The sequence below is a fragment of the Enterovibrio baiacu genome, from assembly GCF_004120195.1.
GTDB classification, from domain to species: domain Bacteria; phylum Pseudomonadota; class Gammaproteobacteria; order Enterobacterales; family Vibrionaceae; genus Enterovibrio; species Enterovibrio baiacui.
Window position 1 is genome coordinate 404,404 of the sequence record NZ_SCHN01000007.1, and the last position, 26,134, is coordinate 430,537.

The 26,134-nt window shown below is 48.8% G+C and carries 22 protein-coding genes; 17 read left to right on the top strand and 5 right to left on the bottom strand.

Annotated elements, in window-relative coordinates; all coding sequences use genetic code 11:
- Nucleotides 1–37 precede the first annotated feature (37 nt).
- Nucleotides 38–1,252, bottom strand: a complete 1,215-nt coding sequence (locus EQP46_RS06545) for a patatin-like phospholipase family protein (RefSeq protein WP_129492871.1) — start codon at nucleotides 1,250–1,252, stop codon at nucleotides 38–40.
- Nucleotides 1,253–1,382: 130 nt separating this feature from the next.
- Nucleotides 1,383–1,475 carry a YnhF family membrane protein gene (locus EQP46_RS06550; protein WP_129492872.1) on the bottom strand — a complete coding sequence of 31 codons (93 nt, stop codon included), beginning with the start codon at nucleotides 1,473–1,475 and terminating at the stop codon, nucleotides 1,383–1,385.
- Nucleotides 1,476–2,375: 900 nt separating this feature from the next.
- Here EQP46_RS06550 and EQP46_RS06555 point away from each other — a divergent pair.
- The 11 genes from EQP46_RS06555 (at nucleotide 2,376) to panP (ending at nucleotide 14,840) form a co-directional block, all read left to right on the top strand.
- Nucleotides 2,376–3,875 carry a sodium-dependent transporter gene (locus EQP46_RS06555; RefSeq protein WP_129492873.1) on the top strand — a complete coding sequence of 500 codons (1,500 nt, stop codon included), beginning with the start codon at nucleotides 2,376–2,378 and terminating at the stop codon, nucleotides 3,873–3,875.
- On the top strand, nucleotides 3,872–3,970 hold the full coding sequence (locus EQP46_RS06560; protein WP_102316397.1) for a MetS family NSS transporter small subunit: 99 nt from the start codon (nucleotides 3,872–3,874) through the stop codon (nucleotides 3,968–3,970). The genes EQP46_RS06555 and EQP46_RS06560 overlap by 4 nt, the downstream gene beginning before the upstream one ends.
- A 185-nt stretch (nucleotides 3,971–4,155) precedes the next feature.
- Nucleotides 4,156–4,878, top strand: coding sequence for a response regulator (locus EQP46_RS06565; RefSeq protein WP_129492874.1), 723 nt, complete (start codon nucleotides 4,156–4,158; stop codon nucleotides 4,876–4,878).
- Nucleotides 4,868–6,310, top strand: coding sequence for an ATP-binding protein (locus EQP46_RS06570; protein ID WP_129492875.1), 1,443 nt, complete (start codon nucleotides 4,868–4,870; stop codon nucleotides 6,308–6,310). Before EQP46_RS06565 ends, EQP46_RS06570 begins: the two co-directional genes overlap by 11 nt.
- The gene (locus EQP46_RS06575; protein ID WP_161972843.1) at nucleotides 6,307–7,566 is read left to right on the top strand and encodes an ABC transporter substrate-binding protein; all 1,260 of its coding nucleotides are present in this window, start codon (nucleotides 6,307–6,309) and stop codon (nucleotides 7,564–7,566) included. Before EQP46_RS06570 ends, EQP46_RS06575 begins: the two co-directional genes overlap by 4 nt.
- Before the next feature lie 314 nt (nucleotides 7,567–7,880).
- Entirely contained in the window at nucleotides 7,881–9,185 is a 1,305-nt protein-coding gene (ugpB, locus tag EQP46_RS06580) for a sn-glycerol-3-phosphate ABC transporter substrate-binding protein UgpB (protein ID WP_129492876.1), read from the top strand.
- A 115-nt stretch (nucleotides 9,186–9,300) separates the two neighbouring features.
- Nucleotides 9,301–10,182: a sn-glycerol-3-phosphate ABC transporter permease UgpA gene (gene ugpA / locus EQP46_RS06585; protein WP_129492877.1), complete on the top strand. Its 882-nt coding sequence runs from the start codon at nucleotides 9,301–9,303 to the stop codon at nucleotides 10,180–10,182.
- Entirely contained in the window at nucleotides 10,182–11,030 is an 849-nt protein-coding gene (ugpE, locus tag EQP46_RS06590; protein ID WP_129492878.1) for a sn-glycerol-3-phosphate ABC transporter permease UgpE, read from the top strand. Before ugpA ends, ugpE begins: the two co-directional genes overlap by 1 nt.
- Before the next feature lie 48 nt (nucleotides 11,031–11,078).
- The gene (gene ugpC / locus EQP46_RS06595) at nucleotides 11,079–12,149 is read left to right on the top strand and encodes a sn-glycerol-3-phosphate ABC transporter ATP-binding protein UgpC (protein WP_129492879.1); all 1,071 of its coding nucleotides are present in this window, start codon (nucleotides 11,079–11,081) and stop codon (nucleotides 12,147–12,149) included.
- Between the two features lie 337 nt (nucleotides 12,150–12,486).
- Nucleotides 12,487–13,020: a hypothetical protein gene (locus EQP46_RS06600; RefSeq protein WP_129492880.1), complete on the top strand. Its 534-nt coding sequence runs from the start codon at nucleotides 12,487–12,489 to the stop codon at nucleotides 13,018–13,020.
- 179 nt (nucleotides 13,021–13,199) lie between these two features.
- Nucleotides 13,200–14,840, top strand: a complete 1,641-nt coding sequence (panP, locus tag EQP46_RS06605) for a pyridoxal-dependent aspartate 1-decarboxylase PanP (RefSeq protein ID WP_129492881.1) — start codon at nucleotides 13,200–13,202, stop codon at nucleotides 14,838–14,840.
- An 85-nt stretch (nucleotides 14,841–14,925) separates the two neighbouring features.
- Here the strand turns inward: panP and EQP46_RS06610 are convergent, their stop codons facing one another.
- The 3 genes from EQP46_RS06610 to EQP46_RS06620 form a co-directional block, all read right to left on the bottom strand.
- The gene (locus EQP46_RS06610; protein WP_129492882.1) at nucleotides 14,926–15,729 is read right to left on the bottom strand and encodes an IclR family transcriptional regulator; all 804 of its coding nucleotides are present in this window, start codon (nucleotides 15,727–15,729) and stop codon (nucleotides 14,926–14,928) included.
- 216 nt (nucleotides 15,730–15,945) lie between these two features.
- The gene (locus tag EQP46_RS06615) at nucleotides 15,946–17,685 is read right to left on the bottom strand and encodes a cobaltochelatase CobT-related protein (RefSeq protein WP_129492883.1); all 1,740 of its coding nucleotides are present in this window, start codon (nucleotides 17,683–17,685) and stop codon (nucleotides 15,946–15,948) included.
- 2 nt (nucleotides 17,686–17,687) lie between these two features.
- Complete coding sequence (locus EQP46_RS06620) at nucleotides 17,688–18,683, bottom strand: AAA family ATPase (protein WP_129492884.1); 996 nt, start codon at nucleotides 18,681–18,683, stop codon at nucleotides 17,688–17,690.
- 266 nt (nucleotides 18,684–18,949) lie between these two features.
- Between EQP46_RS06620 and xsc the strand changes: the two genes are divergently transcribed.
- The 6 genes from xsc to EQP46_RS06650 all read left to right on the top strand — a co-directional run bounded on the left by xsc (nucleotide 18,950) and on the right by EQP46_RS06650 (nucleotide 26,128).
- A complete protein-coding gene (gene xsc, locus EQP46_RS06625) occupies nucleotides 18,950–20,761 on the top strand; it encodes a sulfoacetaldehyde acetyltransferase (protein WP_129492885.1) in 1,812 nt (603 codons plus the stop codon).
- A gap of 113 nt (nucleotides 20,762–20,874) precedes the next feature.
- On the top strand, nucleotides 20,875–21,282 hold the full coding sequence (locus EQP46_RS06630) for a nuclear transport factor 2 family protein (protein WP_129492886.1): 408 nt from the start codon (nucleotides 20,875–20,877) through the stop codon (nucleotides 21,280–21,282).
- A gap of 70 nt (nucleotides 21,283–21,352) precedes the next feature.
- Nucleotides 21,353–22,804, top strand: coding sequence for an NAD(P)/FAD-dependent oxidoreductase (locus EQP46_RS06635; RefSeq protein WP_129492887.1), 1,452 nt, complete (start codon nucleotides 21,353–21,355; stop codon nucleotides 22,802–22,804).
- A 246-nt stretch (nucleotides 22,805–23,050) separates the two neighbouring features.
- Complete coding sequence (locus EQP46_RS06640) at nucleotides 23,051–24,049, top strand: TRAP transporter substrate-binding protein (protein ID WP_129492888.1); 999 nt, start codon at nucleotides 23,051–23,053, stop codon at nucleotides 24,047–24,049.
- A gap of 147 nt (nucleotides 24,050–24,196) precedes the next feature.
- Nucleotides 24,197–24,763: a TRAP transporter small permease gene (locus tag EQP46_RS06645; protein WP_129492889.1), complete on the top strand. Its 567-nt coding sequence runs from the start codon at nucleotides 24,197–24,199 to the stop codon at nucleotides 24,761–24,763.
- A gap of 24 nt (nucleotides 24,764–24,787) precedes the next feature.
- The gene (locus tag EQP46_RS06650) at nucleotides 24,788–26,128 is read left to right on the top strand and encodes a TRAP transporter large permease (RefSeq protein WP_129492890.1); all 1,341 of its coding nucleotides are present in this window, start codon (nucleotides 24,788–24,790) and stop codon (nucleotides 26,126–26,128) included.
- Nucleotides 26,129–26,134: the final 6 nt, after the last annotated feature.

The window sequence follows — 26,134 nt, forward strand, 5'->3', positions numbered from 1 at the left end:
TGATATAATGCGTTTATTCCCAATTGGTTACAGTAAGTTACACTGTAATCGTAGACGCATTTTTTAACACATCAGCGTATTTTAATAAGAATTGCTTACCAGCCTTTACCCCATCCTGATAATCATGTTCGAGTTGATGAGGTTTGCTTAACAACGCGCTGCTTGTAAGAGGCGTTTCAGGCGCAATCTGAATAAGCGCAGTGCGCGCGGGAGGATTCGATAAAAATTCGATTGAATCTTGGTAGGTATGATAATGCTTCGTCAGCATTTCAAGCATGTCGGCGTTGATTTTATGTCCAGACATCTCGTGAAGCCGATAGATGACATCACCACCGAATAACCACCTTTCACCGTTTCTTTGCATGCGCTCAGGCACAATCTCTTTCAGCTTCAACCACACGTTTTCATGGTTTTTCTCTGCGTAGCGAAACTTCAATTCATTGAGGCGTGTAGACACTTGATGATGGAGATCTGACAGCTTTTCAAGTCGATGCTCGATGTTAAATCGTGCGGCGTACTCGGGCAGTCTCGCCTCCACTTTGTGGCGAAGATTCTCAACAAACGGTGAACTCGTGTGCTGCTCCTCTTGAACCACAGGTTCTGTACGAATGACCACAATGATGTCAGCCCCCCGATTGAAGGCTTCGCGCGCCGGAATCGCCCCACTCACCCCACCATCAACATAGTGTTGGCCTTTAAGTTCCACGGTAGACTCATAGAGCAATGGGATTGCGCAAGTTGCTTTCAACACCGAGCGCCAATCCTCTTTGAACATATGGAAAAATTCTGGTTCAAGCGTGTGTGAGTTTGTAGCACAGGCGTAGGCGTAGCGATTTTTTAATGTCTGTCTCGCAGTTTCAAAGCACAACCCATTTGGATGCGTTGGTTCTGCAAGTTCGAGCGCCCAATCCAAATCCATAAATTGCTGACGGCGCACGTATTTCATGAGATTGAAAAAACGATCGTCTGTTGTGAATTCAGTAATGAATTGGTGACCGAACCCTTTCTGGCGACAAATAAACGCAGATAGGTTTAACGCACCCGCAGAAGTACCAATAAAGAGCTCGAAGGGATCAAACCCTGCATCAAGGAAGCTATCAAGCACACCAGAGGTAAAAATCCCGCGCTGACCACCGCCCTGAGCAACCAAAGCGATGCGTTTTTTGCGGGTTGGGTATGTGGTTGAGATATGATTCTTTTCGGCGTCGGACAACAAAATGTCAAAAGAGAAACCGTCTTTATGACTCTGCACGCTAACCTCAAAACATGTGGGTTATCAATTACCGCATTCTACCTGTAGCAAAGGCAGCAGAGCCATTAAATTTGTGACGAATGGAGAGGGTTAGATCCAAGGTACTGCAAAATCAATGCGTTTTATCTGATCAAGAAAAAACAATCGCGACTGTCGCGTAGGTAAAGATCATCGCCAGCGCGAAGCCAACAGTAACCAGTGCAATGCGTAAGTTCGTGTCCATATTTACTTTCCTTCTGCAAACAATCTGACTAACAAGCTTGTTACATATAAATAATGCAGTGAAAAGAGCGGTGCAAGCTAGATTATTCACTTTCGAATGCCTGATCGTCTATCTACTGATTCGAATGTTTCAAAATGTGACACACTGCAACCACCTATCATTACAGGCTTCCACAGAATATATTGCTGTCTGATAACACATGGAAATAACATCAATACCCCGCATAAGCCTTGCGCATAACTATTCCATAAATACAGATAAACTCCCCTCACAACCTCAATAAACTGGCACTTAATGTGTATTTATAAACACCCAATGAATTTAACATTGCGTTAACGATAATTTTATCACCCAACCTCAATCATTCATTTTAATGTCACCATTTCAGCATGTTATACATTCAACATCGCTTACCCGCTCGTTCTGGAAAGAGTTATCAATGAATTTCAAGCACAACAAAACCACCTATTAGTGACCACAAGCATTTAATTTCAGAGATAAGACGCAATTTTGTTCATTTTTCCAACAAACGAACAGCTTTACCAATTCACAACTTTTCACTAACAGACCTATCGCTAGTTAGTTCATTACTCCAACAAGCCCTGTAAACCCTTACATCACACTGAATCATGATTATTTAACAGGATATTTACGAATATCAAACCAATCAATGAAGACTTATGCGCTATTGATTTACCTAATTCCAATGCTTAGTCTGCATTTAACCTCGTGAGCAGTTTTTTATTTTGCTTTTGACGATGGGAAAACCAAAGAACGAGAACAAAGGTGGTTGGAACACCTTAAAACGCAGAGGTTTACGCTGCTTACCCAAGAATATCAGCGACCTATAACGTCATTTGTGACGTGAATAATGCGTAAAAACTTCGACAAGGAGAAGTTATGAAAAGAGAACAATGGGGCTCTCGCGCCGGCTTTATTTTAGCGGCGGTGGGTTCTGCAATCGGGCTAGGAAACATTTGGCGTTTCCCTTATATGGCTTATGAAAACGGCGGCGGCGCATTTTTTATTCCTTACCTTTTCGCCATGATCACCGCAGGTATTCCATTCATGATCATGGAGTTTGGTCTTGGTCATAAACTGCGTGGTTCTGCGCCGGTTGTATTTTCAAAACTGAATACAAAGTTTGAATGGTTGGGCTGGTTCCAAGTAGGCATCGCTGCAACCATTGCGGTCTATTATGTTGCCGTTATTGGCTGGGCAATGTCTTACGTTGGCTTCGCTATCGATCAAAGCTGGGGCACGGATACCAATGCTTTCTTCTTTGGCGAGTATTTGAAGCTAGGCGAAAACTCCCCCACTAATTTAGGTAATTGGCAGTTACATATTGCCATCCCGATGGCACTCGCATGGGCCATCACCTTTGCCGCGGTATTTACGGGTGTTAAAGGCGGCATTGAACGTGCAAGTAAAATCATGATGCCTCTTTTATTCATCATGGTGCTGCTACTTATCGCTCGCATGGTATTCCTTCCAGGAGCGGTGGATGGATTGAACTACCTATTCACTCCTGACTTCAGCAAGCTCAGCGATACAAAAGTGTGGTCTGCAGCGTATGGGCAAATCTTCTTCACACTGTCGGTCGGCTTTGCCATCATGCTTGCCTACTCTAGCTACTTGCCAGAGAAATCCGATGTCAGCAATAACGCCTTCATGACGGTACTGATCAACTGTGGTTTCTCCATCATGGCAGGTGTACTTATCTTCTCTATCCTGGGTTACATGGCAGGCGAGCAAGGTAAAGCCATTACTGAGGTCGTAAGTGGTGGCGTTGGTCTCGCATTTGTTACCCTTCCAGCAGCGATTAACCTACTGCCAGCCCCCTATATCTTGGGTCCAGTGTTCTTCTTAGCGCTTGTTGTTGCGGGCTTGAGCTCACACATTTCGATCATTGAAGCAGTAACCTCTTCAATCATCGACAAGCTCGGCATCAGCCGTAAGAAAGCAGCATCTTTGGTGTGTGGTATCGGTTTTGCAGTTTCCATGGCGTTTGCAACTAACGGCGGACTCCTGCTCCTTGACTTGGTCGACTACTTCATTAACAACGTTGCCCTCTTAGCGAGCTGCTTGATTGAATTGGTTATCCTTGGTTGGCTCATTAAGATCTCAGACATTCGCGCACACGTTAACAAAGTATCTGAATTCAACGTGGGTGTTTGGCTTGAAGTGTGTATCCGATTCGTTAGCCCTCTGATGTTGGCATGGATTGTCGGTTCAAACTTGCTAAACACATTCGAGAACGGCTATGGCGGTTATGCGCAAGACGAATTGCTTCTTCTTGGCTGGGGCCTGACGGCAGCCCTCTTGGTTGTTGGCATTATCATTAACCTTGTTTCGCGCCCAGCACGTGAAACATCAAACGAACAGGAAGGTGCGGCATGACAACAGGTGCAATCATCATGATGCTCATTGGTTTTGGTATCACTTGGGGCGGCGCAGCATGGTGTATTAACAAAGCAATGCATTCTGGCAACTAAGCCCTTACATTCCCCCTAACGCAAAAACGCCTCAACACATGTCGGGGCGTTTTTTTGTATACGAAATCAACAATTCGAACACTGATTCTGCCCTAAACGACAAAATCCCTCCCTACTGCTAGCACTGAACCCATATCTCTAAGATAATATTGACCTTAATCTCAAGAATAAGAGGACACCCTTGCATGGTTAATCAGAAGCGGATCCTAGTGGTGGATGACGATTTCGAAATCCGCGAACTGCTTCAAGAATACTTGTCTAAGGCCGGTTACGACGTAACGACCGCGCAGAACGGACAAGAAATGAAAGCAAAATTAGCTGTGCAATACCCAGACCTCATTCTGCTGGACATCATGTTGCCCGGTGACGACGGCTTTACTTTGTGTAAATACGTTCGCCAAGATTCCAGTGTACCTATCATTATGCTGACTGCGGTGTCAGACGAGACTGATCAAATCATTGGCTTGGAATTGGGGGCCGATGATTACATCGCGAAACCTTTTAGTCCTCGCCAACTTGTTGCGCGTATTCGCGCCCTGCTTCGTCGCACGCAGCAGTTACAAGAAACCACCATGTCGAAGCAAAAAGCCATTCGCTTTGCCCAATGGCGGCTAGACCCGGTGACTCAGCGCTTGAATCATCAAGTTACAGGGCAAGACGTGGAAATGACATCGTCCGACTTTGCGCTTTTGATGTTGTTCATTGAGCATCCGCAACAATTGATGGACAGAAACGCCATTTCCCATGCCACGCGTGGCCGCGATGCAACACCACAAGAACGTGGGATAGATGTACAAGTCAGCCGTCTACGTCAACGCTTGAAAGACAATGGCCGTCAATCAACCATCATTAAGACCGTGCGCGGCAACGGCTATATGTTCGTTGCAGACATCACCTATGAATCTTAAACAGTATTTTTGGCCGCGCTCGCTGCTTTCTCGCACACTGGTGCTTACCATACTGTCTGTGTTTATCGCACAGGCAGTTGCCAGCCTCTTTTGGTATACCCAATCTAAACAGCGTGAAGTTGAAGGCCTTAAAGCCGCGTCGGAAAGCATGGCGCAGGTGTTTGCATCTACCACCTCATTCTTTCAATCCTTGCCCGTTGAATATCGCCATATCGCCCTTGAACAATTAAGGAACATGGGCGGTGCGCGCTTCTTCGTGTCATTCAATACAGAAGAAATCCGAATCGATCCGATTCCAGACACCCTTTCTAAGCGGGAGGCCGTGGAGACGATTCAAGGCGTGATGGAACAAAAACTGCCGAATGTCGAAAACATACTGATCAATTTCTCGCGTCCCGAAACACTGCGCGTGCTGAACAACAACCTGCTTTTGTCGGATTTACCCAAATCTTGGGCGCACCATACCCTCACGCTAGAGCCCTTAAATCCACCAGTGCTTGTGGTGCAAATTGAGTTAGATGCCGATCAATGGGTGTATATTGCCGCCCTATTGCCCGCACCTTACGTCACGTTAGAAAATGACTTAGTCAATGCAGACCAATTGGTGTTCCTCGTTGCGATCACCATATTGTTGCTCATCTTTACTTTTACATTGATTCGTAATCAGACACGCCCACTTAAACGCTTAGCCATGGCGGCAAACCGATTAAGTACTGATATCGAACAGCCAGAATTGGTTGAGGAAGGCGCAAGCGAAATCACCACAGTGACCCGCGCGTTTAACCTGATGCAGAAACGGATGCAGCGTTACATGCACGACCGAGAAAAACTGTTTGGTTCGATCTCACACGATTTAAAAACACCCATCACGCGTTTACGCTTGCGGGCAGAGCTGATTGATAACGAAGTGCAAGCCGCCAAGATCAACAAAGATCTCGATGAACTTGAGATCATGGTGAAAGGTGCACTTCAAACGGTGAAAGACACCGATATTCACGAGAACGTGACCAACATTGATGTGCTCAATATTCTGAATTCCGTGGCGGAAGTACACAATCAACAACGCCAACGTGTTTTCATTCGAGGCGCGCAAGATCTGCCGTTCAGTTGTAAACCTCTCGCCTTCAAACGCTGTTTGACCAACCTTATTGATAACAGCGTGAAATACGGCGACGAAGTGACGGTGTATGTGCAAGACAGCGAAAAGTCTCTCGACATTACCCTGATCGACAATGGCCCCGGCATTCCAGAAGAACTTCTGAAAAAGGTGTTCGACCCCTACTTCCGTCTTCATACAGATGTGCACGGCACAGGGTTGGGTCTAGGTATCGCCAAAAACATCATTCGCGCCCACGGCGGTGAAATCATTCTTTCAAACCGACCAAATGGCGGTTTGCAGATAGACATCGCATTCCCTAAGGTCGAACAATGATGCTTTCTCGCGCCGTAAAATACCTTGCCACCAGCTTGGTGCTTGCGTCAGCGTTACCTGCAAGCGCCGGTAATGTTGAAGTGTTGCATTGGTGGACCAGTGGCGGAGAAGCGCGCTCTGTTGATTCTTTGAAACAGATGATGAACGAGCAAGGGCACGAGTGGAGAGATTTTGCAGTACCAGGACGCGCGGGCGAAAGCGCCATCAACACGCTTCGTATCCGGGCGCTTTCTGGGAATCTACCCGATGCTGCGCAGATTAAAGGGCCTGACATCAAAGATTGGGGAAACTTTGGTTTTCTCACCAACCTTGACCGCATCGCCAAAGAGCAAGGTTGGGACAATCTGCTGCCTAAGCGAATCTCTGACATTCTCAAAGCCAACGGACACTACGTCGCCGTTCCGTTCAATATTCACCGCGTTAACTGGCTATGGGCAAACCCGTCTATTTTCAAAGACGTAGGCGTTGCCGTCCCAACAACCTTGGACGATTTTTTCATCGCGGCTGAGAAAATAAAGAAAGCCGGCTACATCCCGCTCGCCTTGGGTGAAGAGCCTTGGCAAGAAGCCACCCTGTTCGATTCCATTGCGCTCGCGACATTGGGCGCAGCAGATTATCGACGCGCTTTTGTCGAACAAGACAGCGAGACGCTCTCCAGCGAAAAAATGCGTGAAGCGCTGGTGATATTTCGAAAGATGAAGGCCTTTACCGATGCCGAAGCACCGGGGCGAAGCTGGAATGACACCACATCATTAGTCATTGAAGGCAAAGCCGCCATGCAGGTTATGGGTGATTGGGCCAAGGGTGAGTTTGCCGCAGAAGGCAAAATCCCAGGGCGCGATTTTATTTGTGTTCCCGCGCCGGGCACCCAACATCAGTTTGCGTTTAACATCGACAGCTTTGTCTTTTTCAAATCCAGCGACAAACGCAAGGTGGATTCTCAAGAAGCGTTAGCAACGTTGATCATGACGCCAGATTTCCAACGTATTTTTAACAAAGACAAAGGATCGATCCCTGTTCGATTGGACATGAATCTGTCAGATTTTGACAGTTGTGCACAAAACTCTTTCAACGCGTTCACGCGCGCCGCAGCATCAGATCAACTGGTACCAAGCTTCTCTCATGACATGGCTGTCGGCAGAGCATCACAACGCGCAATGTTCGATGTATTGTCCCAGTTCTTCAATAACAACAACCAATCCATCGACGAAACGCTACGCCAACTCCGCGCCGCCGTCATGGCAGCAAATCTGTAAATAATCTGACGTATTTCTGTCATCCCTTCATGGTTTTATAACACCGCAGCGCTTCAGTGATGCGGTGTTTTTTTGTGCGTAAATTCACGTAAACAACAGCATCAAACGCACCACATCATTAAGTTCTCTCTCAATAAAGCGACTTTTTATACAAGGGTCTATACATAGATGACAGAAACATAGCGCGGTGCTATAACAACTTTGTAACACTTCGCTCATATAACCATAAAGAATGCTCTAACGAGCATGAAAGAACTCGAAAGAAAGTCCCCATCCTAGAGAAAAAAGCAATTCGGTCCTAAAAGGAGTTAACAATGAAGTTGAACAAACTAGCAGGCGTATCTTCACTTCTACTGCTGTGCTCAGGATATGCACAAGCCGCTACCGAGATTGAATGGTGGCATGCTATGGGCGGAAACTTGGGCGAGAAAGTGAATGAAATTGCTGACAAGTTTAACGCAAGCCAAACGGAATTCGTGGTTAAGCCCGTTTACAAAGGTAACTACACAGAAACCATGACTGGCGCTGTTGCTGCATTTCGTGCCAAACAGCAACCCGAGATTGTCCAAGTATTTGAAGTGGGCACGGCCACAATGATGTCGGCGAAAGGTGCGATCTACCCTGTCTACGAATTGATGAAAGACACAGGTACACCGTTTGATTCATCAGAATACCTGTCATCAGTAACAGGTTATTACACTGATACCGACGGCAACATGTTATCCATGCCTTTTAACAGCTCAACCCCAGTGCTGTACTACAACAAAGATCTGTTTGCGAAAGCCGGTGTCACTCCACCCAAAACATGGGAAGAAATGGGTGACGTGGCGAAAAAGCTGCGCGACAACGGCGTAACATGTGGTTTCACCACAGGTTGGCAGTCTTGGGTTCAAATCGAAAACTTTGGTGCGCGCCACAACCAACCGATCGCCACTGCTGACAATGGCTTTGGCAGCACAGACGCAAAACTACTCATCAACAACAAACCGTTTGTTAAACACATTAACCAACTGGCTGAATGGCAGAAAGACGGTACGTTTAAATACGGTGGCCGCCGTTCAGACAGCGCCCCCCTCTTCTATAGCGGTGAATGTGCAATGTACATGAACTCGTCAGCATCATACGCAGGTATCAAAGGCAATGTTGACGGCTTTGAGTTCGGCGTAGCGCAACTGCCGTACTACGAATCTGAAATCAAAAACCCTCAAAATTCCATCATCGGTGGCGCAACCTTGTGGGTACTGCAAGGCCACGATAAGAAAGACTATGAAGGCGTTGCAGAGTTCTTCAAGTTCATGTCCAGCAGTGACATTCAAGCAGATTGGCACCAGTTCACGGGTTACCTGCCGATCACGCATGCCGCTTACGAGCAAAGCAAGAAAGAAGGTTTCTACGACAAAAACCCAGGTACTGACGTTGCGATTACACAGATGACCTCCGTAGAACCTACACCCGCATCAAAAGGCATTCGTCTTGGTAACTTCGTGCAGATCCGCGACGTGATCAACGAAGAACTTGAGAACGTTTGGTCTGGTGATGCTACGGCGCAAGAAGCCCTAGACAAAGCGGTAGAACGCAGCAACGTCTTGCTTGCTAAGTTTGCTAAAGCAAACAAATAACCCCTCGAACGCAACGTTGAATTCATAACAGCGTCAGTTCTAGTTGGCTAAAAACACGTAATCATACGGAGGGTGGGCTTGCCCCCCTCCTTCATGGAAGAGATGCAGATAGCTTATGGATAACAAACCCGTTTTCCACAATACCTTACTGCCACTCATGCTCCTCGCTCCGCAATTAATCATCACCTTTGTGTTCTTTTTGTGGCCTGCAGGACAAGCAGTTTGGCAATCAACCTTGCTAGAAGACCCTTTCGGTTTAAACACTGAATTTGTTGGCCTGAGCAATTTCTTCGAATTGTTTGAAGACAGTTCGTACTTTGAAACCTTTAGCACCACCATTTTCTTCAGCTTCGCTGTTGCCGTGCTCGCTCTCAGTGTTTCACTGTTACTGGCCGTGATGGCGGACCATGTCATCAAAGGCGCAACGACCTATAAAACCTTGTTGATTTGGCCTTATGCCGTCGCCCCTGCGGTGGCCGGCGTGCTTTGGTTGTTCATGTTCAACCCGACCGTTGGTGTGCTTGCCCATGCGCTGTCTGCAATGGGGGTGGATTGGAACCCCTTCATCAATGGCAGCCACGGCATGACCATGGTGGTTATCGCGGCCACATGGAAGCAGATCAGTTATAACTTTTTATTTTTCTTGGCAGGCCTTCAATCTATTCCACGCTCATTGATTGAAGCGGGTGCCATTGATGGAGCAGGCCCTGCAAAACGCTTCTTCACCATTATTTTCCCGCTGCTGTCACCCACATCGTTCTTCTTGTTGGTCATCAACTTGGTTTACGCCTTCTTCGACACCTTTGGCGTTATCCATGCCATGACACAAGGCGGCCCAGGCAGCTCCACCACCACCTTGGTGTACAAAGTGTACTCCGATGGCTTTGTTGGTTTGAACTTAGGTTCTTCTGCGGCACAGTCGGTTTTACTCATGATCTTAGTGGGTATTCTGACCGTGATTCAGTTCCGTTACGTTGAGAAGAAGGTGGCTTACTGATGGTAGAAAGACGACCCCTACTCACCTTTTTCAGCCACTTTGTGCTGATTGCTGGCGTGCTGATTGTCGCACTGCCGGTGTGGTTGGCGTTAACCGCCGCGACGCATGACAGTAAAGAATTCGTCAGTGGCATGACACCGCTGTGGTTTGGCGATCGCGGCCTTGATGTCTTCATTGAAGTTTTCACCGAAGGCACATCACGTGAGCTTGATATCACGGTGGCGGGCATGCTGTGGAACTCGACCTTAATGGCGCTAGGCATTGCCTTTGGCAAGCTGTCAATTTCCATCCTGTCAGCCTATGCCGTGGTGTATTTCCGCTTCCCTGGACGCATGTTGGCGTTTTGGGTCATTTTCATGACCCTGATGCTACCCGTAGAAGTGCGGATCATGCCGACGTTTCAGGTTATTGCGGATCTCAGCATGCTTAACACCATGTCCGGCTTAACCATTCCCTTAATAGCAAGTGCAACCGCCACCTTCTTGTTCCGCCAGTTCTTCTTAACCGTGCCTGGTGAACTGCTCGAAGCGGCGCGTATTGACGGCGCAGGCCCGATCAAATTCTTCTTTGATATTTTGCTTCCGCTCTCGCGCACGAACATTGCCGCCTTGTTTGTCATCACCTTTATCTACGGTTGGAACCAATACCTTTGGCCACTGTTGATCACCACAGATGACAACTACTACACCATCGTCATGAGTATTCAGCGGATGTTGGCCGTTGGCGATGGCGAAGTCGAATGGAACAGAGTGATGGCAACCACCCTAATGGCAATGGTGCCCCCCGTACTCGTGGTACTTGGTATGCAAAGACTCTTCGTGAAAGGTCTTGTCGAAACAGAAAAATAAACACCAATTATCCGATAGATAGAAAACTTTCACACAGAGGATGCGTGAATGGCAACAGTAACACTCAATCAGATCAGCAAAGTGTACCCCAATGGGTTTAAAGCAATTCATGGCGTCGATCTCGCCATCAATGATGGTGAAATGATTGTACTCGTGGGCCCAAGTGGCTGCGGAAAATCCACCTTATTACGCATGATTGCAGGCTTGGAAACCATTTCAGGCGGGACACTTTCTATTGATGAACAGCGCGTCAATGAACGCGAACCCGGCGAGCGTGATATCGCGATGGTGTTCCAGAACTACGCACTGTATCCGCACATGACTGTGTTCAATAATATGGCCTACGGTTTGCGTAACCGAGGCGTTCCAAAAGACGAAATCGAAAAAACGGTCAACGATGTGGCGCAAATGCTCGAACTCGACCATTTGCTGAAACGTCGCCCGTCACAGCTCTCTGGCGGTCAACGTCAGCGCGTTGCAATGGGTCGCGCGATCGTTCGTCGTCCTAAAGCGTTTCTCTTTGATGAGCCGCTATCGAACCTTGATGCCAAGCTGCGTGTTCAAATGCGCCTTGAGATCAAAAAGCTGCAACGCAACCTCAATACCACCGCGGTGTACGTGACACACGATCAGGTGGAAGCCATGACATTGGCGGATCGCCTTGTAGTGCTCAATGGCGGTGATGTTGAACAAATTGGCTCGCCGCTTGAAGTATATGACGAACCCCAATCTCTGTTCGTCGCGACCTTCATTGGCAGCCCATCCATGAACATCATTCCCGCTCAACTGGATGGCAATCAAATTGTGTTCGATAACGGCGAAACCTTACCCACCACCAACACAGCAGTGAGAGATGTGGTTGTTGGTCTTCGCCCTGAACATCTTCAAATTGCGGAAAACCCAGATGACAAGATGATCAGCATGACAGTGACCCTCACAGAATCACTCGGTGCTGATCTCCTCATCTACGGCGTTTTGGTGGGTACCACACATGAAATGACGTTACGCGTTGAAGGCCACGTGAAAGTGGACGACAACGCCACGCTGCCATTGACCATTTCAGAAAACAACATTCACCTGTTCGACAAGGACACTGAAAAACGTCTGCCTGCTCAGTAGCCAACAGCCATAAACACAACAAACGCCTTTCTGTTTTTGCAGTAAGGCGTTTTTTATTAGTGTAACGCCGAGATCAGTGCCTCAGGTTTCGCAGCAAAACCCCTACATGGCTACGTTTTCCCGATCTCCCATGTTACCGTTTTGTAGCCATATTTTCTTCGCTAGCGCTCATTCTTACTGAGATAGCAGTAAAATCACAGGGATTGTGACGCTCACCTTTCTATTCGTGAAATTTTCGTTTTCAATCAGTTATCACTACCATTACCATTGCAACCATAAAAATAAATTCGTCAGCAACTTCTTTGACGATAACTCTCGACCAAAAAGGATTTGCGTAATGCGTCGTTCAGCCCTGATTTTTTTAGCCACTATGATCCCTGGCATTGCTGTCGCGAAAGACATCAATGATATGGACATGGCTTGCGCCACTGAGAAATACCATAATTACGTTGATGCCTCGATATCGTGGTACGAAAGTTTGGTTGATTTGACCATTCAGAAAGACCAAAAACTGGAAAGCGTTGCCAAATGGTTTCTCGAAGGCCGTCGTAGCCACTTCACGTTGAACCAGAAAGCGTTCGACTACTACCTCGCAAACGACCCAAGCAAACTGAATTTTGATGCCCCTGTTGAATCGTGGCTAAGCCTGAGTCAAGAAGATGTGAAAGCACTGAGCGCTTCAAACGGTGAGCTGGCAGACTCCGCAAAATCCGTATTCTCCTTCCGACAAGGTAAAGCGCACGAAGGCAACTATGACCTGCGTTCAGCGCTGGCTGACTTGCTGAGCAACCCGAAAGAAATCGACGTGCCGCTTCAAAAATACAACGCAGAAATGCTGTCGCTTGCTGAAACGACATGCGATAAGTCATAAAAGCCATTCTGTATGAGGTAGAGTGAAACCGCTCTGCCTCTTCATTTCGTTTATTGCAGACAAAACACTTCAATAACCCCTCGATGTGCCCCGCCAGTCTGGCATTGTCCAACTTCGATGTTGTATCTTGCGAAAACATCGTGTAAATCATGCACATCAATCTTCAGAAAAGTACCCGGATGGTTAAGATTAAACAGGCAGAAGCAACACTGGAAAGCCTACACCGTATTTTTACAGTGCCTGAAGCACCGAATTCGACCCTCGGCGAGATCGAGCGCGCCATCTCTCAAAACCTAAATCGATTCCTGCAAGACCACATAGCAGCCACAGATTGCTCCCTCACGGAGATCGAAAAGGATTTTAATAACCCAACGATCCCCGACGCGCCCACCTTTGTTTCTGACCACACTGAGTTTTTGCTTGAAAAGTTGGTCGCGCAATCTGTGCATACGTCGTCACCGCGCTTTATCGGCCACATGACGTCAGCACTGCCCTATTTCCTGATGCCGCTTTCAAAAATCATGATTGCGCTGAATCAGAACACGGTGAAAATAGAAACCTCAAAAGCCTTCACACCGCTTGAACGACAAGTCCTGGGCATGTTGCACAATCTGATTTACCAACGTAGCGACGATTTCTACCAAAATTGGATGCACAGTGCCGCCCACTCGCTTGGCGCATTTTGTTCTGGCGGCACCATCGCCAATATCACTGCCCTTTGGGTAGCAAGAAACAGCGCGTTAAAACCGGAAGGCGATTTCAAAGGTGTAGCGGAAGAAGGCCTCTTCCGCGCAATGCGTCACTACGGCTATGACGATTTGGTGATTCTGGTGTCCGAACGCGGTCACTATTCACTCAAAAAGTCAGCAGATGTGTTAGGCATAGGTCGCGAAGCCTTGGTGGCCATTCCAACCGATGAAAACAACCGAATTTGTCTTGATGCGCTGAGTGAGAAAATCGCTGAACTCATGGCGAAGAACATCAAGCCTTTCGCCCTTATCGGCGTGGCAGGCACGACAGAAACAGGCAACATCGACCCGCTTGATAAAATCGCTGACATTGCCGAACGTGAAGGTATTCATTTTCATGTTGATGCGGCTTGGGGCGGTGCGAGTTTAATGTCAGAAAATCAGCGACCCAAGCTGAAAGGCATTGAACGGGCTGACTCGGTCACGATAGATGCCCACAAACAACTGTATGTGCCGATGGGCGCGGGCATGGTGTTGTTCAAAGACCCTGCGCTGGTGTCTGCGATTGAACATCACGCTGATTACATCTTGCGTAAAGGATCGAAAGACCTCGGCAGCCACACGCTTGAAGGCTCTCGAAGTGGTATGGCAATGTTGTTGTTTGCCAGCTTCAACATCATTGGACGTCAAGGCTATGAGCTTTTGATTGATCAAAGCGTTGAAAAAGCGGCGTACTTTGCCGACCTTGTGGAAGCGCAGAGTGATTTTGAATTGGTGAGCGCCCCAGAGCTGTGTTTGATGACCTACCGCTTTGTGCCGCCGTCGGTAAAAGCGGCATTGAAGGTTGCTTCTCCCGAGCAGGTGGATGCTATTCATGCGCTGTTAAATGATTTAACCGTCTTTATTCAAAAGCGTCAGCGCGAAGCGGGATATTCCTTTGTTTCCCGCACCTGCTTAACGCCAAGCCAATGGGATAGACGCGCCACCAACGTTTTCCGTGTGGTGTTAGCCAATCCACTGACCACAAAAGAAATCCTACAAGCGGTATTGGAAGAGCAACGAGACATCGCCTCAACCAGCAGCATCGCCCTGCCTAAGTTGCTTTCGCTTGCAGACTCTCTGCTTCGATGACGCAGCAAAGCCCAAGGTTCAGTCATAAAAAATGGCCCATTCAGGGCCATTTTTTATCGTGTTTTGAACACGTTCAGTTCAACACTCAGTCGGCGTTTTCCCAACTGTCTGCTTCGATTTTTGCCAACGCGTGTGAAGCACGCTGGAGTGCTGGAAGGAAATGTAATGCTTGTTCTGCCTTCAAGCGCATGATCGGTGCTTGAATGGCAACAGCAAGGTTTGAGCGCCCGCGCGGAGACGGCACCAACACCGCCACACAGAGCAGCCCCGGCAGAAACTCTTCGTTATCGATGGCATAGCCACACAAGCGCACATTTTCTAGCTCGGTTTCAAGCGCCTCAAGGTCCGTGAGTGTTTTCTCCGTAAAGGCGCTCAGCTCTACGTTATCCAGAATTCGGCGACGCTGTGACGGCGTCATGCTTGCGAGAAACAGTTTTCCCGTCGCTGAGCAGTGAACAGGCACACGAGAACCCGCATGCAAGTGGAAACGCAGCGGCGCTTCCGTTTCTACGCGATCCACGTAAACAATCTCACCACCAGACAAAGACGTGAGGTTACAACTCTCCCCGACTTCTTCTCGCAGTTGATTGAGCACTTGGTGTCTTGCACTGTGCGTGGTGGAATTCAGTAACACATTTTCGGCTAAACGGCGTAAACGTGTGCCCGTGCTGTAATGGCGTTCATCGCCATCACGCTGCACAATGGCGGCACTTTCTAACTGTTGCAGCATACGGTGAAGTGTCGGTTTTGGAATGCCCGTTTCTTCGGCTAACCCTTGCAAAGAGAAAAACTCATCCTTCCCAGCGATCAATTCCAACAAAGCAAACAAACGCAATGTTGGCGTATCTCCATCTACCTTCGCCAAATCAGGCTGTTCTATGTTCTTCATTCTTATGATTTCCTCTGCGGTATACCTCTGTATATCAAAATCAAAGTAAATAACAACTTCCGCTGTTAAAAACTGAAACAGAGTTGTTAAAAGCCGCCCTTGTTGCAACCATGCTCATAATAATAGAACATTTCGTTCCGTTATTTTAATGAAAACATCGTAGATACACCATAAGGAGAACATTAACCGACGCAAAGAGGACGGTACATTGGCGCTTTACCGCATTGAAGCTCGCTTAATTGATGAGGCCATTAGCGCCACAATGTCGACAAACACCCGATGATGCAGAGGCTGTGCAATGTCTAAGGCAAGGCTATTGCGGTAATAACGGCTTAAATCCAACCCGATACCAAGCCCCATGATGATATCTCCACACTTTTCTCGCTGCTCAACCACGCTTCTTAGATGATTATCGAGATAAAACGCATCGTTCATGAGGTTCGTTGCGGTATCCATGGGGCAACCGTCTGATAGCACGAGCAGCACGCGACGAGACACATCAACCCTTTGCATTCGTTGACATGCCCATTCAACAGCCTCGCCATCAATGCCTTCGCGGAAAAGATCCGCTTTCATCAATGCAGCAATGTTCTTTCGCCCCTGACGCCAATGCATGTCGGCATCCTTAAACACCAAGTGGCACACATCATTCAACCGACCCGGCAATGCGGGTCTACCCCTCGCCATCCATTGTTGGTGAGATTTGCCACCATTCCATGCATTCGTGGTGAAACCAAGCACCTCACTAGGAATACCGGCTAAACCAAGGGATCGCACCAAGCCATCCACCAGCAACGTAATGTGTTCGATGTGTTGCCGCATGGAGCCAGAACAATCAATCAGCAAGGTAACCATGCTGTCAGGCTTGGTGACGTATCGCTCTTTCATGAACAAGCGTGTTTCCATCGGCGACGTGACAATCTGCGCCAATCGTCGACCATCGATATAGCCCTCTTCCTCCCCAAACTGCCACCCATCTCGCTGAGGCTGACTGAGATACCGAGCCAGTTTTCGCGCAATGTCGCGACAATTAATACCCAAGGTTTGAAATTGCTTATCGAGCTGGATACGAAATGCATCAAGTTGTGCCACACGCACTAAGCCCGACGCATCGACTTCCGTATCGAATTCCCGCGTAAAGACCTGATACTCGCCATTATGCTGTTCAAATGCCGTGCTTTTTTTCCCTGATGCAATCGCTGTGTCTTCTGATAACGCAGCCTCGTCTTCGAGCAACAACGCAAACGTATTGATGACACGCTCAGCATCAGATTCTTCGTCATGCTCGTCTTGGCTCTGATGGATCATGTCAGCGATGGTTTGCGCCAACTTGAGCGCGTGAACGGCGTAGTCTGACTGCGATGATGTGCATCGACGAAGACCCAGCAGACTTTCACCAATCATGGGTGCAATGCCAGCACGCGTCGCTTCAATCAGGTCTTCATAATCTTCATCAATGGGCGTGGCAAACAGACGTGTTCGCACCATTTGAATGACAGTGAATAGCAAAATACCCAGCCGAGACTCCACTAGCTCTGCGTTTTTTGAAAGCGCACACCACGCATCAAATCGATATCGAATATTTCGCTGCACGCCAATGTGAGAGGTGGCACTGGACAAGGCCTCGGTTCGATACTGTTCAAGCAAATCAAACAGCATGCGAGCAAGAGAATCCTCGGGGCTAAGTGACTGATGCAATACCGGATCACTAAGCATCAATCGTGATGCGATAGCATCAATGCGTCCTCGTTCAGCCTTGAAGTCAGAATCCAGATCTTGTGCTTGGAGATGAGAAGCCGAGACAGGTATGAAGGTCGTATCGCGATACACTTGACCCGCTTTGAGGTGCAACGCACCGTCGCCCACTTCCGCACGCAAAGCCGCAGATGACAACATATGCATGCGCTGTTGAAGCACCGAAAACCGTGGGAATGCTGAAGCGTTAGTCTCTGCCATCTCTACGTTCCAGTATCAGAAGGTACGGATTCAAATAACGCGCTTTGGGTGATAATTTCTTCATCAAAACAGCGTTGGTAAAGCTCATTAAACACAGGCCATTCCGATTCATCGCATTTGTTCAGAAACGTGAGACGAAAAGCGAGGCGAACATCTGGGAAAAGCACGTGATTTTCAGCCCACATGATCACCGTTCTGGGTGACATTAACGTGGAGGTATCACCGCTAGCAAAAGCACGACGCGTGAGATTCGCAAGGGCAACCATTTGAGCCACCAGTCGCCTCCCTTGCTCCGTGTTCTTTTCTGGCACGCGCGATAATACGATGGCCGCTTCTCGTTCAGGCGCGAGATAATTCAAGGTCACCACAAGGTTCCAGCGGTCTACTTGCGCGTGGTTTAAAGCGTGCGTCCCATGATACAACCCTTGCAGATTGCCTAACCCAACGGTGTTCGCCGTCGCGAACAAGCGAAACGCCGCATGTGGTGTCAGCACGCGGTTTTTATCACTCAAGGTGAGCTTGCCCTCTTTCTCCAACAAACGTTGAATGACAAACATCACATCAGGTCGACCCGCATCATATTCATCTAAAACAAGGGCTATCGGACGCGTCACCGACCACGGCAACAAACCGTCTTGAAACTCGGTCACTTGTTTGCCGTCGCGGAGTACCAAAGTATCTTTCCCCACCAGATCGAGCCGACTGATATGACCATCCAGGTTTATCCGCAAACACGGCCAGTTTAATCGTGCTGCCACTTGCTCAATGTGGGTTGATTTACCCGTACCATGCATGCCTTGCACCAGCGTTCGTCGGTTGTGTGAAAAACCCGCCAAAATCGCCAATGTCACTTCAGGATCGAAGACATATTTCGGATCAATCTCCGGAACCAGCTCACTGGCCGTCGAATAAGCCGGCACGCGCAGATGACTGTCGATGCCAAACGTTTCTCGAACATTTACCTCTATGTCTGCCATCCCGCTCTTTTCCGCTTCCATTCTCTTCTCCCTCATTGCGACTTTTCACCGAAATCACACTCAGCAAAACCATTGATAGTGCGTGCTTTTCTTCCTCAACAGAGGGAAAGAGTTACTCTCTCTGAACACCACTGTCAGCATTTTCTCAAAAATCCGACGAATCAAATAAAGCATTCCACTTTGTTAATTTCATGTTGACGACAGGTTTTCTTAAGACTAGTTTTTATCAATATTCCGTTATACGAAACATTTAATTCCATTTAACGAAATATTTCAAGGAGAGAACTATGAGTGAGAAAGCGATGCGTACCGTCGTTGAAGGACCAACCAAGATGACCCCGTCTGAGGCGTTCGTAGAAACCTTAGTCGCGAACAACGTCACGACCATGTTTGGCATCATGGGTTCTGCATTTATGGATGCCATGGACATCTTTGCGCCTGCGGGTATTCGCATGATCCCGGTTGTGCATGAGCAAGGTGCTGCGCACATGGCCGATGGCTACTCGCGTGTTTCAGGTAATCATGGTGTTGTCATTGGACAGAACGGTCCAGGCATCAGTAACTGTGTGACCGCGATTGCGGCGGCATATTGGGCGCACAGCCCTGTTGTTATCGTGACCCCCGAAACAGGCACCACCACAATGGGACTCGGTGGCTTCCAAGAATGTAACCAACTCCCGATGTTCCAAGAGTTCACCAAATACCAAGGGCACGTGACGCACCCTTCTCGTATGGCGGAATACACAGGCCGATGCTTTGACCGCGCCATGAGTGAAATGGGTCCCACCCAATTGAACATCCCTCGCGATTACTTCTACGGCGAGGTGACCTGTGAAATTCCAAAGCCTGCGCGACTCGATCGCGGCCCAGGCGGTGAAAACAGCTTGAATGAAGCGGCAGACATTCTTGCCGAAGCCAAATTCCCCGTCATCATTTCCGGTGGTGGTGTTGTCATGGCTGACGGCCTTGAGGAATGTAAGGCGCTCGCAGAACGCCTTGGTGCGCCAGTCGTGAACAGCTACCTCCACAATGATTCATTCCCCGCCTCTCACCCACACTGGTGTGGCCCGCTCGGCTACCAAGGGTCAAAAGCGGCGATGAAACTTTTAGCACAAGCCGATGTGGTGATTGCACTTGGCTCTCGCTTGGGGCCGTTCGGCACCTTGCCGCAACATGGTCTCGATTACTGGCCGAAAACCGCCAAGATCATTCAAATCGATGCTGACCACAAAATGCTTGGCCTTGTGAAGAAGATTTCGGTCGGTATTTGTGGCGATGCCAAAGCGGCTGCCATTGCACTGACTGAGCGCCTAAACGGACGCACTCTCGCCTGTGATGCCAATACCGAAGAACGTATCGCAGTGATGAAACAAGAACAGGATGCGTGGGAAAAAGAATTGGACGAGTGGACGCATGAAAAAGATGCCTTCAGCCTCGACATGATTGATCAAAACGCGAAAGAGAAGCCGTTCTCTGGCGGCGAATACCTTCACCCGCGCCAAGTACTGCGTGAGCTTGAAAAAGCCATGCCAGAAGACGTTATGGTCTCAACCGACATCGGTAACATCAACTCCATTGCCAATAGCTATCTGCGCTTTGAAAAACCACGCAGCTTCTTCGCAGCCATGAGCTTTGGTAACTGTGGCTACGCCTTCCCGACCATCATTGGCGCGAAAATGGCAGCGCCAGAGCGCCCAGCCGTCTCTTATGCGGGCGATGGTGCGTGGGGCATGAGCTTGATGGAAACCATGACCTGTGTACGTCACAACATTCCCGTGACTGCCGTTGTGTTCCATAACCGCCAATGGGGCGCGGAGAAGAAAAATCAGGTCGATTTCTACAACCGCCGTTTTGTGGCTGGCGAGCTGGATAACCAAAGCTTTGCTGAAATTGCACGCGCAATGGGTGCAGAGGGCGTGACGGTTGATCGCTTAGAAGATGTCGGCCCAGCCCTTCAATCTGCTATCGACAAACAAATGAACGAAGGCAAAACAACGGTCATTGAAATCATGTGTACCCAAGAGCTGGGCGACCCGTTCCGCCGTGATGCACTGTCAACGCCGGTGCGTTTCCTCGATAAGTACAAAGATTACGTGTAAAGCTCAGGCCACCTAAGCGCGTCGAGGGCGATGGCATCTTACGGCATCGCCTCGACACGCTTTTTCTGGCTATGTAATCGCTATTTCACCCTCTCTAAAAAAGGAGTTTTAGCATGACTAACGTCGCGACCCCACACGCTCAACCCGCCACGACGCTTGAATTTCTCGACGCCTTTTCTGCTGCATGGAACAACCATGATGTCGATGCTCTCATGTCTTTCATGGCGCCGGACTGCGTCTTCCTTACCGCTGCAGGCAGTGGCCTTCAAGGCAATACCATTTCGGGTCAAGATGCCGTGCGTGAAGCCTTTGAACAAGTGTGGAAAACCTTCCCAGATGTCGCATGGAAGGATGCAGAACACACAATAATGAACGGGAATAAGGCCATCACTGAATCGACGTTTTGCGCCACGAAACCCGATGGAAGCCGGATCGAAGCACGAATGGTGGATGTCTTCACGCTGCAAGACGGAAAGATCCTCGTCAAAAACGCATTTAGAAAAGATCGCCCAGCGTTGTAAGCCATCGGAAGCTGGCGGCTACCGATAGAACACCAAACTCTTAATCTGAAGAATGAACAAGGAGCGAGTCATGGATTCAGCCATCACCAAACAATCAGCTGTCGACACCGAGAATGCCTTTCTCGCTACCCCAGCGTCCCGCGCCTATGACCCCGCATATGATCCCCTTGTTGACCAGACGCCGGGAAATGGCCGCGAATATGCCCCGACATATTGGATTGGTACAGCGGGCCCTGCTCCCGAAGATGATGGCCCAATCACGGGCGACATGGATGTCGATGTTGTGATTGTAGGTTCTGGATTTACTGGCTTGACCGCCGCGATTTTTTTGGCTGAAAACTACGGCATTAAAGCCACTGTGCTCGAGGCAAACCGCACCAGTTGGGGTTGCAGTACCCGAAACGGCGGACAAGCTCAGTGCGCGTCAGGGCGATTAAAGCGCTCGCAATGGATCCAACGCTGGGGTGTCGAAACCGCCATTAAAATGCATGAAGAGTGCATGGATGGCATGGCAACCTTTAAATCGCTGATCAAAGACATTGATTGCGATCCTCAGCCGGGCGGCCACTTCTATATCGCGCATCGCAGCAAAGTGATGCCCTCGCTAGAAAAAGAAGCCAAATTGCTTCGTGATACCTTCAACTATGACGCACAGATCATCGATGCCGACACCCTCAAAAATCAATTCGTCAATGACAGTGAGGCTGCAGGCGCAATGCATGAACCAGAAGGCATTGGCGTTCACCCTGCGAAACTCGCGTTCGGCTACTTAAAGAAAGCGCGCGCGTTAGGCGTGAAAGTCCACCCTTCTAGCCCAGTAATCAGTTGGAAGACTCAGCAAGGTATTCATTACCTCAACACGCCCAACGGCGTGGTAAAAGCGCGATCGGTCGGCTTAGCCACAGGTGGCTACACATCACAGGGCTTGCACACGGAAGTAAAGAACCGCTTACTGCCTATCTTGTCCAATTCCATCGTGACAAGACCGCTGACACCGGCCGAAATTGACGCCTGTAACTTCAAAACCACCCAAGTGCTGACAGACACACGGGTGCTTCGACACTACTATCGATTGTTACCTGATAACCGCTTACAAATTGGCTCACGCAGTGCAATCACCGGGGCTGACGCTCCTCAGAAGCAATACGAGAACAAACTCTATGCCGATATGGTGCGGAAGTTTCCCGCACTGAAAGGCATCACATTGGATTATTCCTGGTGGGGCTGGGTGGATGTCAGTCATGACATGATGCCAAGAATCGTTCAACCGAACGAAAATGAAAGCATCTACTACGCACTCGGTTACGGCGGCAATGGCGTGATGTATTCCGCGCAAGCAGGCAAGCGTTTAGCCCAATGGATTGCAGGCGATAAATCCGAGTTGAACTTACCGATTTTCCAATCTCGACTGCCCTATCCCAATGTTCAACAAATCATCGAATCCGAATACCTTGCTCCATTCCGTCGAATGGGTCAGCGGTTTTTATATCGTTGGTATCACTTGAAAGACGAAATTATTTAAGCCGTAAATCGACGAGAAAAGCACCCGGAATTCGCGACGTATTTTTAGTTATTCCTGATGTTAACCATCAGTTTTTGCGACATTTTTCCATCTCATTGCGCTAATAACAGTAAAGCCAAAAAGGCCAACTTCAGTGTGGCCAAAAGAGCTGAAACACCCCGAGAAAGTAAGATTCAGGCCGACACATTTCGGACTGCAACGCGCTAGAAAATGAAACACATTTCATTCACTCAAGAGGTTGTAATCATGAAACTTATTAGACGCAATGCACTCGCAATCATCTCGACCGTTTGCGTAGCACTTCTTTCTCCGCAACTCGCGGCGAAGACATTTAAAATGGCATTGGGTGACGCTGCAGGTGGCACCCAATGGGAGCTCGGCGAAACCTTCGCCAAAACACTCAATGAAAAAACCAACGGTCAGGTGACTGTCGATTTGTTCCCCAACGGGCAACTCGGCACCGAACAAGACACAGTGAACAACGCCGCTATTGGCTTATTGGATTTCTCTGTATTGGCGATCAACAACGTCACCCCGTTTTCGCCGACAGTCGGCTTACTCACCATGCCTTATGTCATCCAATCAGCAGCAGAGGCTAAGATGCTCACGCAAGGAGACATCGGCAAGGAGTTGGTGGACAACACCCTGCGTGATGCGGGTGTGCGCATTGTTGGTTGGGCGTATTCTGGTTTTCGCGTACTGACCAATTCCAAACGTCCCGTCAGAACCCCTGAAGACTTGAAAGGCATGGTCATTCGCGTCCCCCGCAATGAAATCATGATTGCCTCTTATCAAGCGCTGGGCGTTAACCCAACGCCGATGGCATGGTCTGAAACCTTCACTGGGCTTCAGCAAGGCGTGGTAGACGGCCAAGACAACCCATACATCACCATCGCGGCAATGAAATTCAACGAGGTGCAAAAATACGTCACTAACATTCGCTACATCTTCTCCCTTGAACCTCTCATCATTAGCGAAGCCGTTTTCCAAGAGCAATCTCCCGAGATTCAAAACGCCATTTTGGAAGCAGGCCAAGTCGCCACAGAGCACAGCTATGAGTTCTTACTCGCCACCGAAGACCGCATCAAGAAAGACCTTGCGGCCAAAGGCATGGAGATCACAGAGCCTGCAAACAATGAAAAAGAGTGGATAGACAGCATCACAACCGTCGTATGGCCGAAGTTCTACGAGAGCATTGGCGGTAAAGAAAAGCTGGATAACGCCTTAACCCTGCTAGGCAGATAACCACGTTGGCGAGCATCAGCAGCCAAGTACGCTGCTGATACTGTCACGGCTGTTCGAGCATGTTATCGACAACTGCTCATGTCTACCTAAACCCGCGCCAACCTCTTGGGGCGGGTCACTATTCATTACTTGAAGTTCGAGAAAGCCATGTCTGTGATCGTTAAGGTGCGACGCCACCTAAACAGAATCGAGGAATACACCTGTTGTTTGCTGTTGGCCGTGTTTGTCACGCTTCTGTTCTCTCAAATCCTGTTACGTCAGTTCTTCCAATATTCGATCCCCTGGGGGGATGAAGTCGCGACATATCTGTTCGTTTGGTTTACCTATTTAGGCGCAGTGGTTGCCGCAAAAATGTCAGCCCACAATCGCGTGAGTTTTCACTTCAAATTCTTTCCGCCCATCGTGAAAACCGTGTGCGAAACCTTCGCTGACCTCCTATGGATAGCGTTTAACCTCTACTTTGTGTATCTGAGCTATGACTTCGTTTTCAACAAAATGAACCTGTTCTGGAAGTCACAAACGACGGGGATTCCGATGAAGTATTTCTACCTCATTTTGCCGATCGCCTTCTTCCTTATGTCCATTCGCATTCTTTGGAACATGATTGACCGCATCAAAGGCGTTGAACATGACGATCCTGAAGCAGAAGAAATCAGGAAGCTTCAGCGTGAAAGAAATGAACGCGACGCCAAAGCCGGTGAATCCCACTCATAGCCATAAAACAAGGAGGAAATTGCCATGGAAGCCTATTTAACGCTCATTTTATTTGGCGGTTTCTTAGCACTATTGGTACTCGGTGCTCCCATTACCGTGTCATTGGCTGGCGCAGCGATGGCAGCCTATTTGATCTTGGATAAAAACCCCATCGCCCTTGTTCAAATTGCCTTTACCTCGGTGGGTAACTTCCCGCTCATGGCTCTGCCATCGTTTGTGCTTGCTGGTGCGCTCATGGAAGCGTCTGGTATTTCCAAGCGGCTCGTGGACATTGCCGAAAACATGGCTGGCCCAGTCACTGGTGGCCTTGGGGCTGCAACGGTCTTTGCGTGTCTGTTCTTCGGCGCTATTTCAGGCTCTGGCCCCGCAACCACCGCCGCCGTAGGCATGTTAATGATCCCTGCCATGGTGAAACGCGAATACGAGCCGAGCTATGCCTCTGCCGTCACCGCCGCCAGTGGCGGCTTGGGCATTATTATTCCGCCCTCGATTCCTATCGTCATTTTCGGCATCGCCGCCATGGGTTTAATGGCACCGCCAGAGGCCATCGCCTTGCATGGGCAGTTTGATACTGTGTCTATTCCCAAACTCTTTATTGCTGGCGTGATCCCTGGCCTGATCATGGCGTCCACCTTGCTCATTACCAATTACGTCATCTCAAAAAAACGCGGCTACAAAGGATTGCTCGAAGCATGGTCGACGGATGACATTAACAACTCGCTTCGACGCGGCATTTGGTCGATTCTCGCGCCCTTTCTTATCCTGGGCGGCATCTACAGCGGCATATTTACGCCGACAGAATCCGCCGTGGTGGCCATTTTCTATTCGTTGTTTGTTGGGTTCTGCCTGCACAAGGAATTGACGTTCAAAAACGTGCTGAAATCCCTCACCACCACCACATGGATAACAGGCCGTGTATTACTGATTTTGTTTGCTGCCACGGTGTTTGGTCGCCTCTTGATCGAACAGCGTATTCCTGTTCATGTGGCCGATGCGCTGCTCAGCGTGACGGACAATATGTATTTGGTGTGGGCGTTAACCATCATGCTGTTACTGTTTATTGGCATGTTCATGGAAACCCTTGCCGCGATCATGATCATTGTGCCAGTGCTGTTGCCCATCATGTATATGCTTGGCGCAGACCCAACCCATGTCGGTATCGTGATTGTATGTACGCTTTCAATTGGTTTTGCCACACCGCCCTTAGGGGAGAACATCTTTGTGGCCTCAGGGATTGGCGGCTCAACCGTTGAACAAATCACCGCACGTATTCACCCCTTTGTGTTGGCGTCTGTGATTGGTGTGTTCATCATCGCGTTCTTTCCTTCATTGACGCTTTGGTTGCCCGCCTTAGTGAGTGGTTAGGGCACT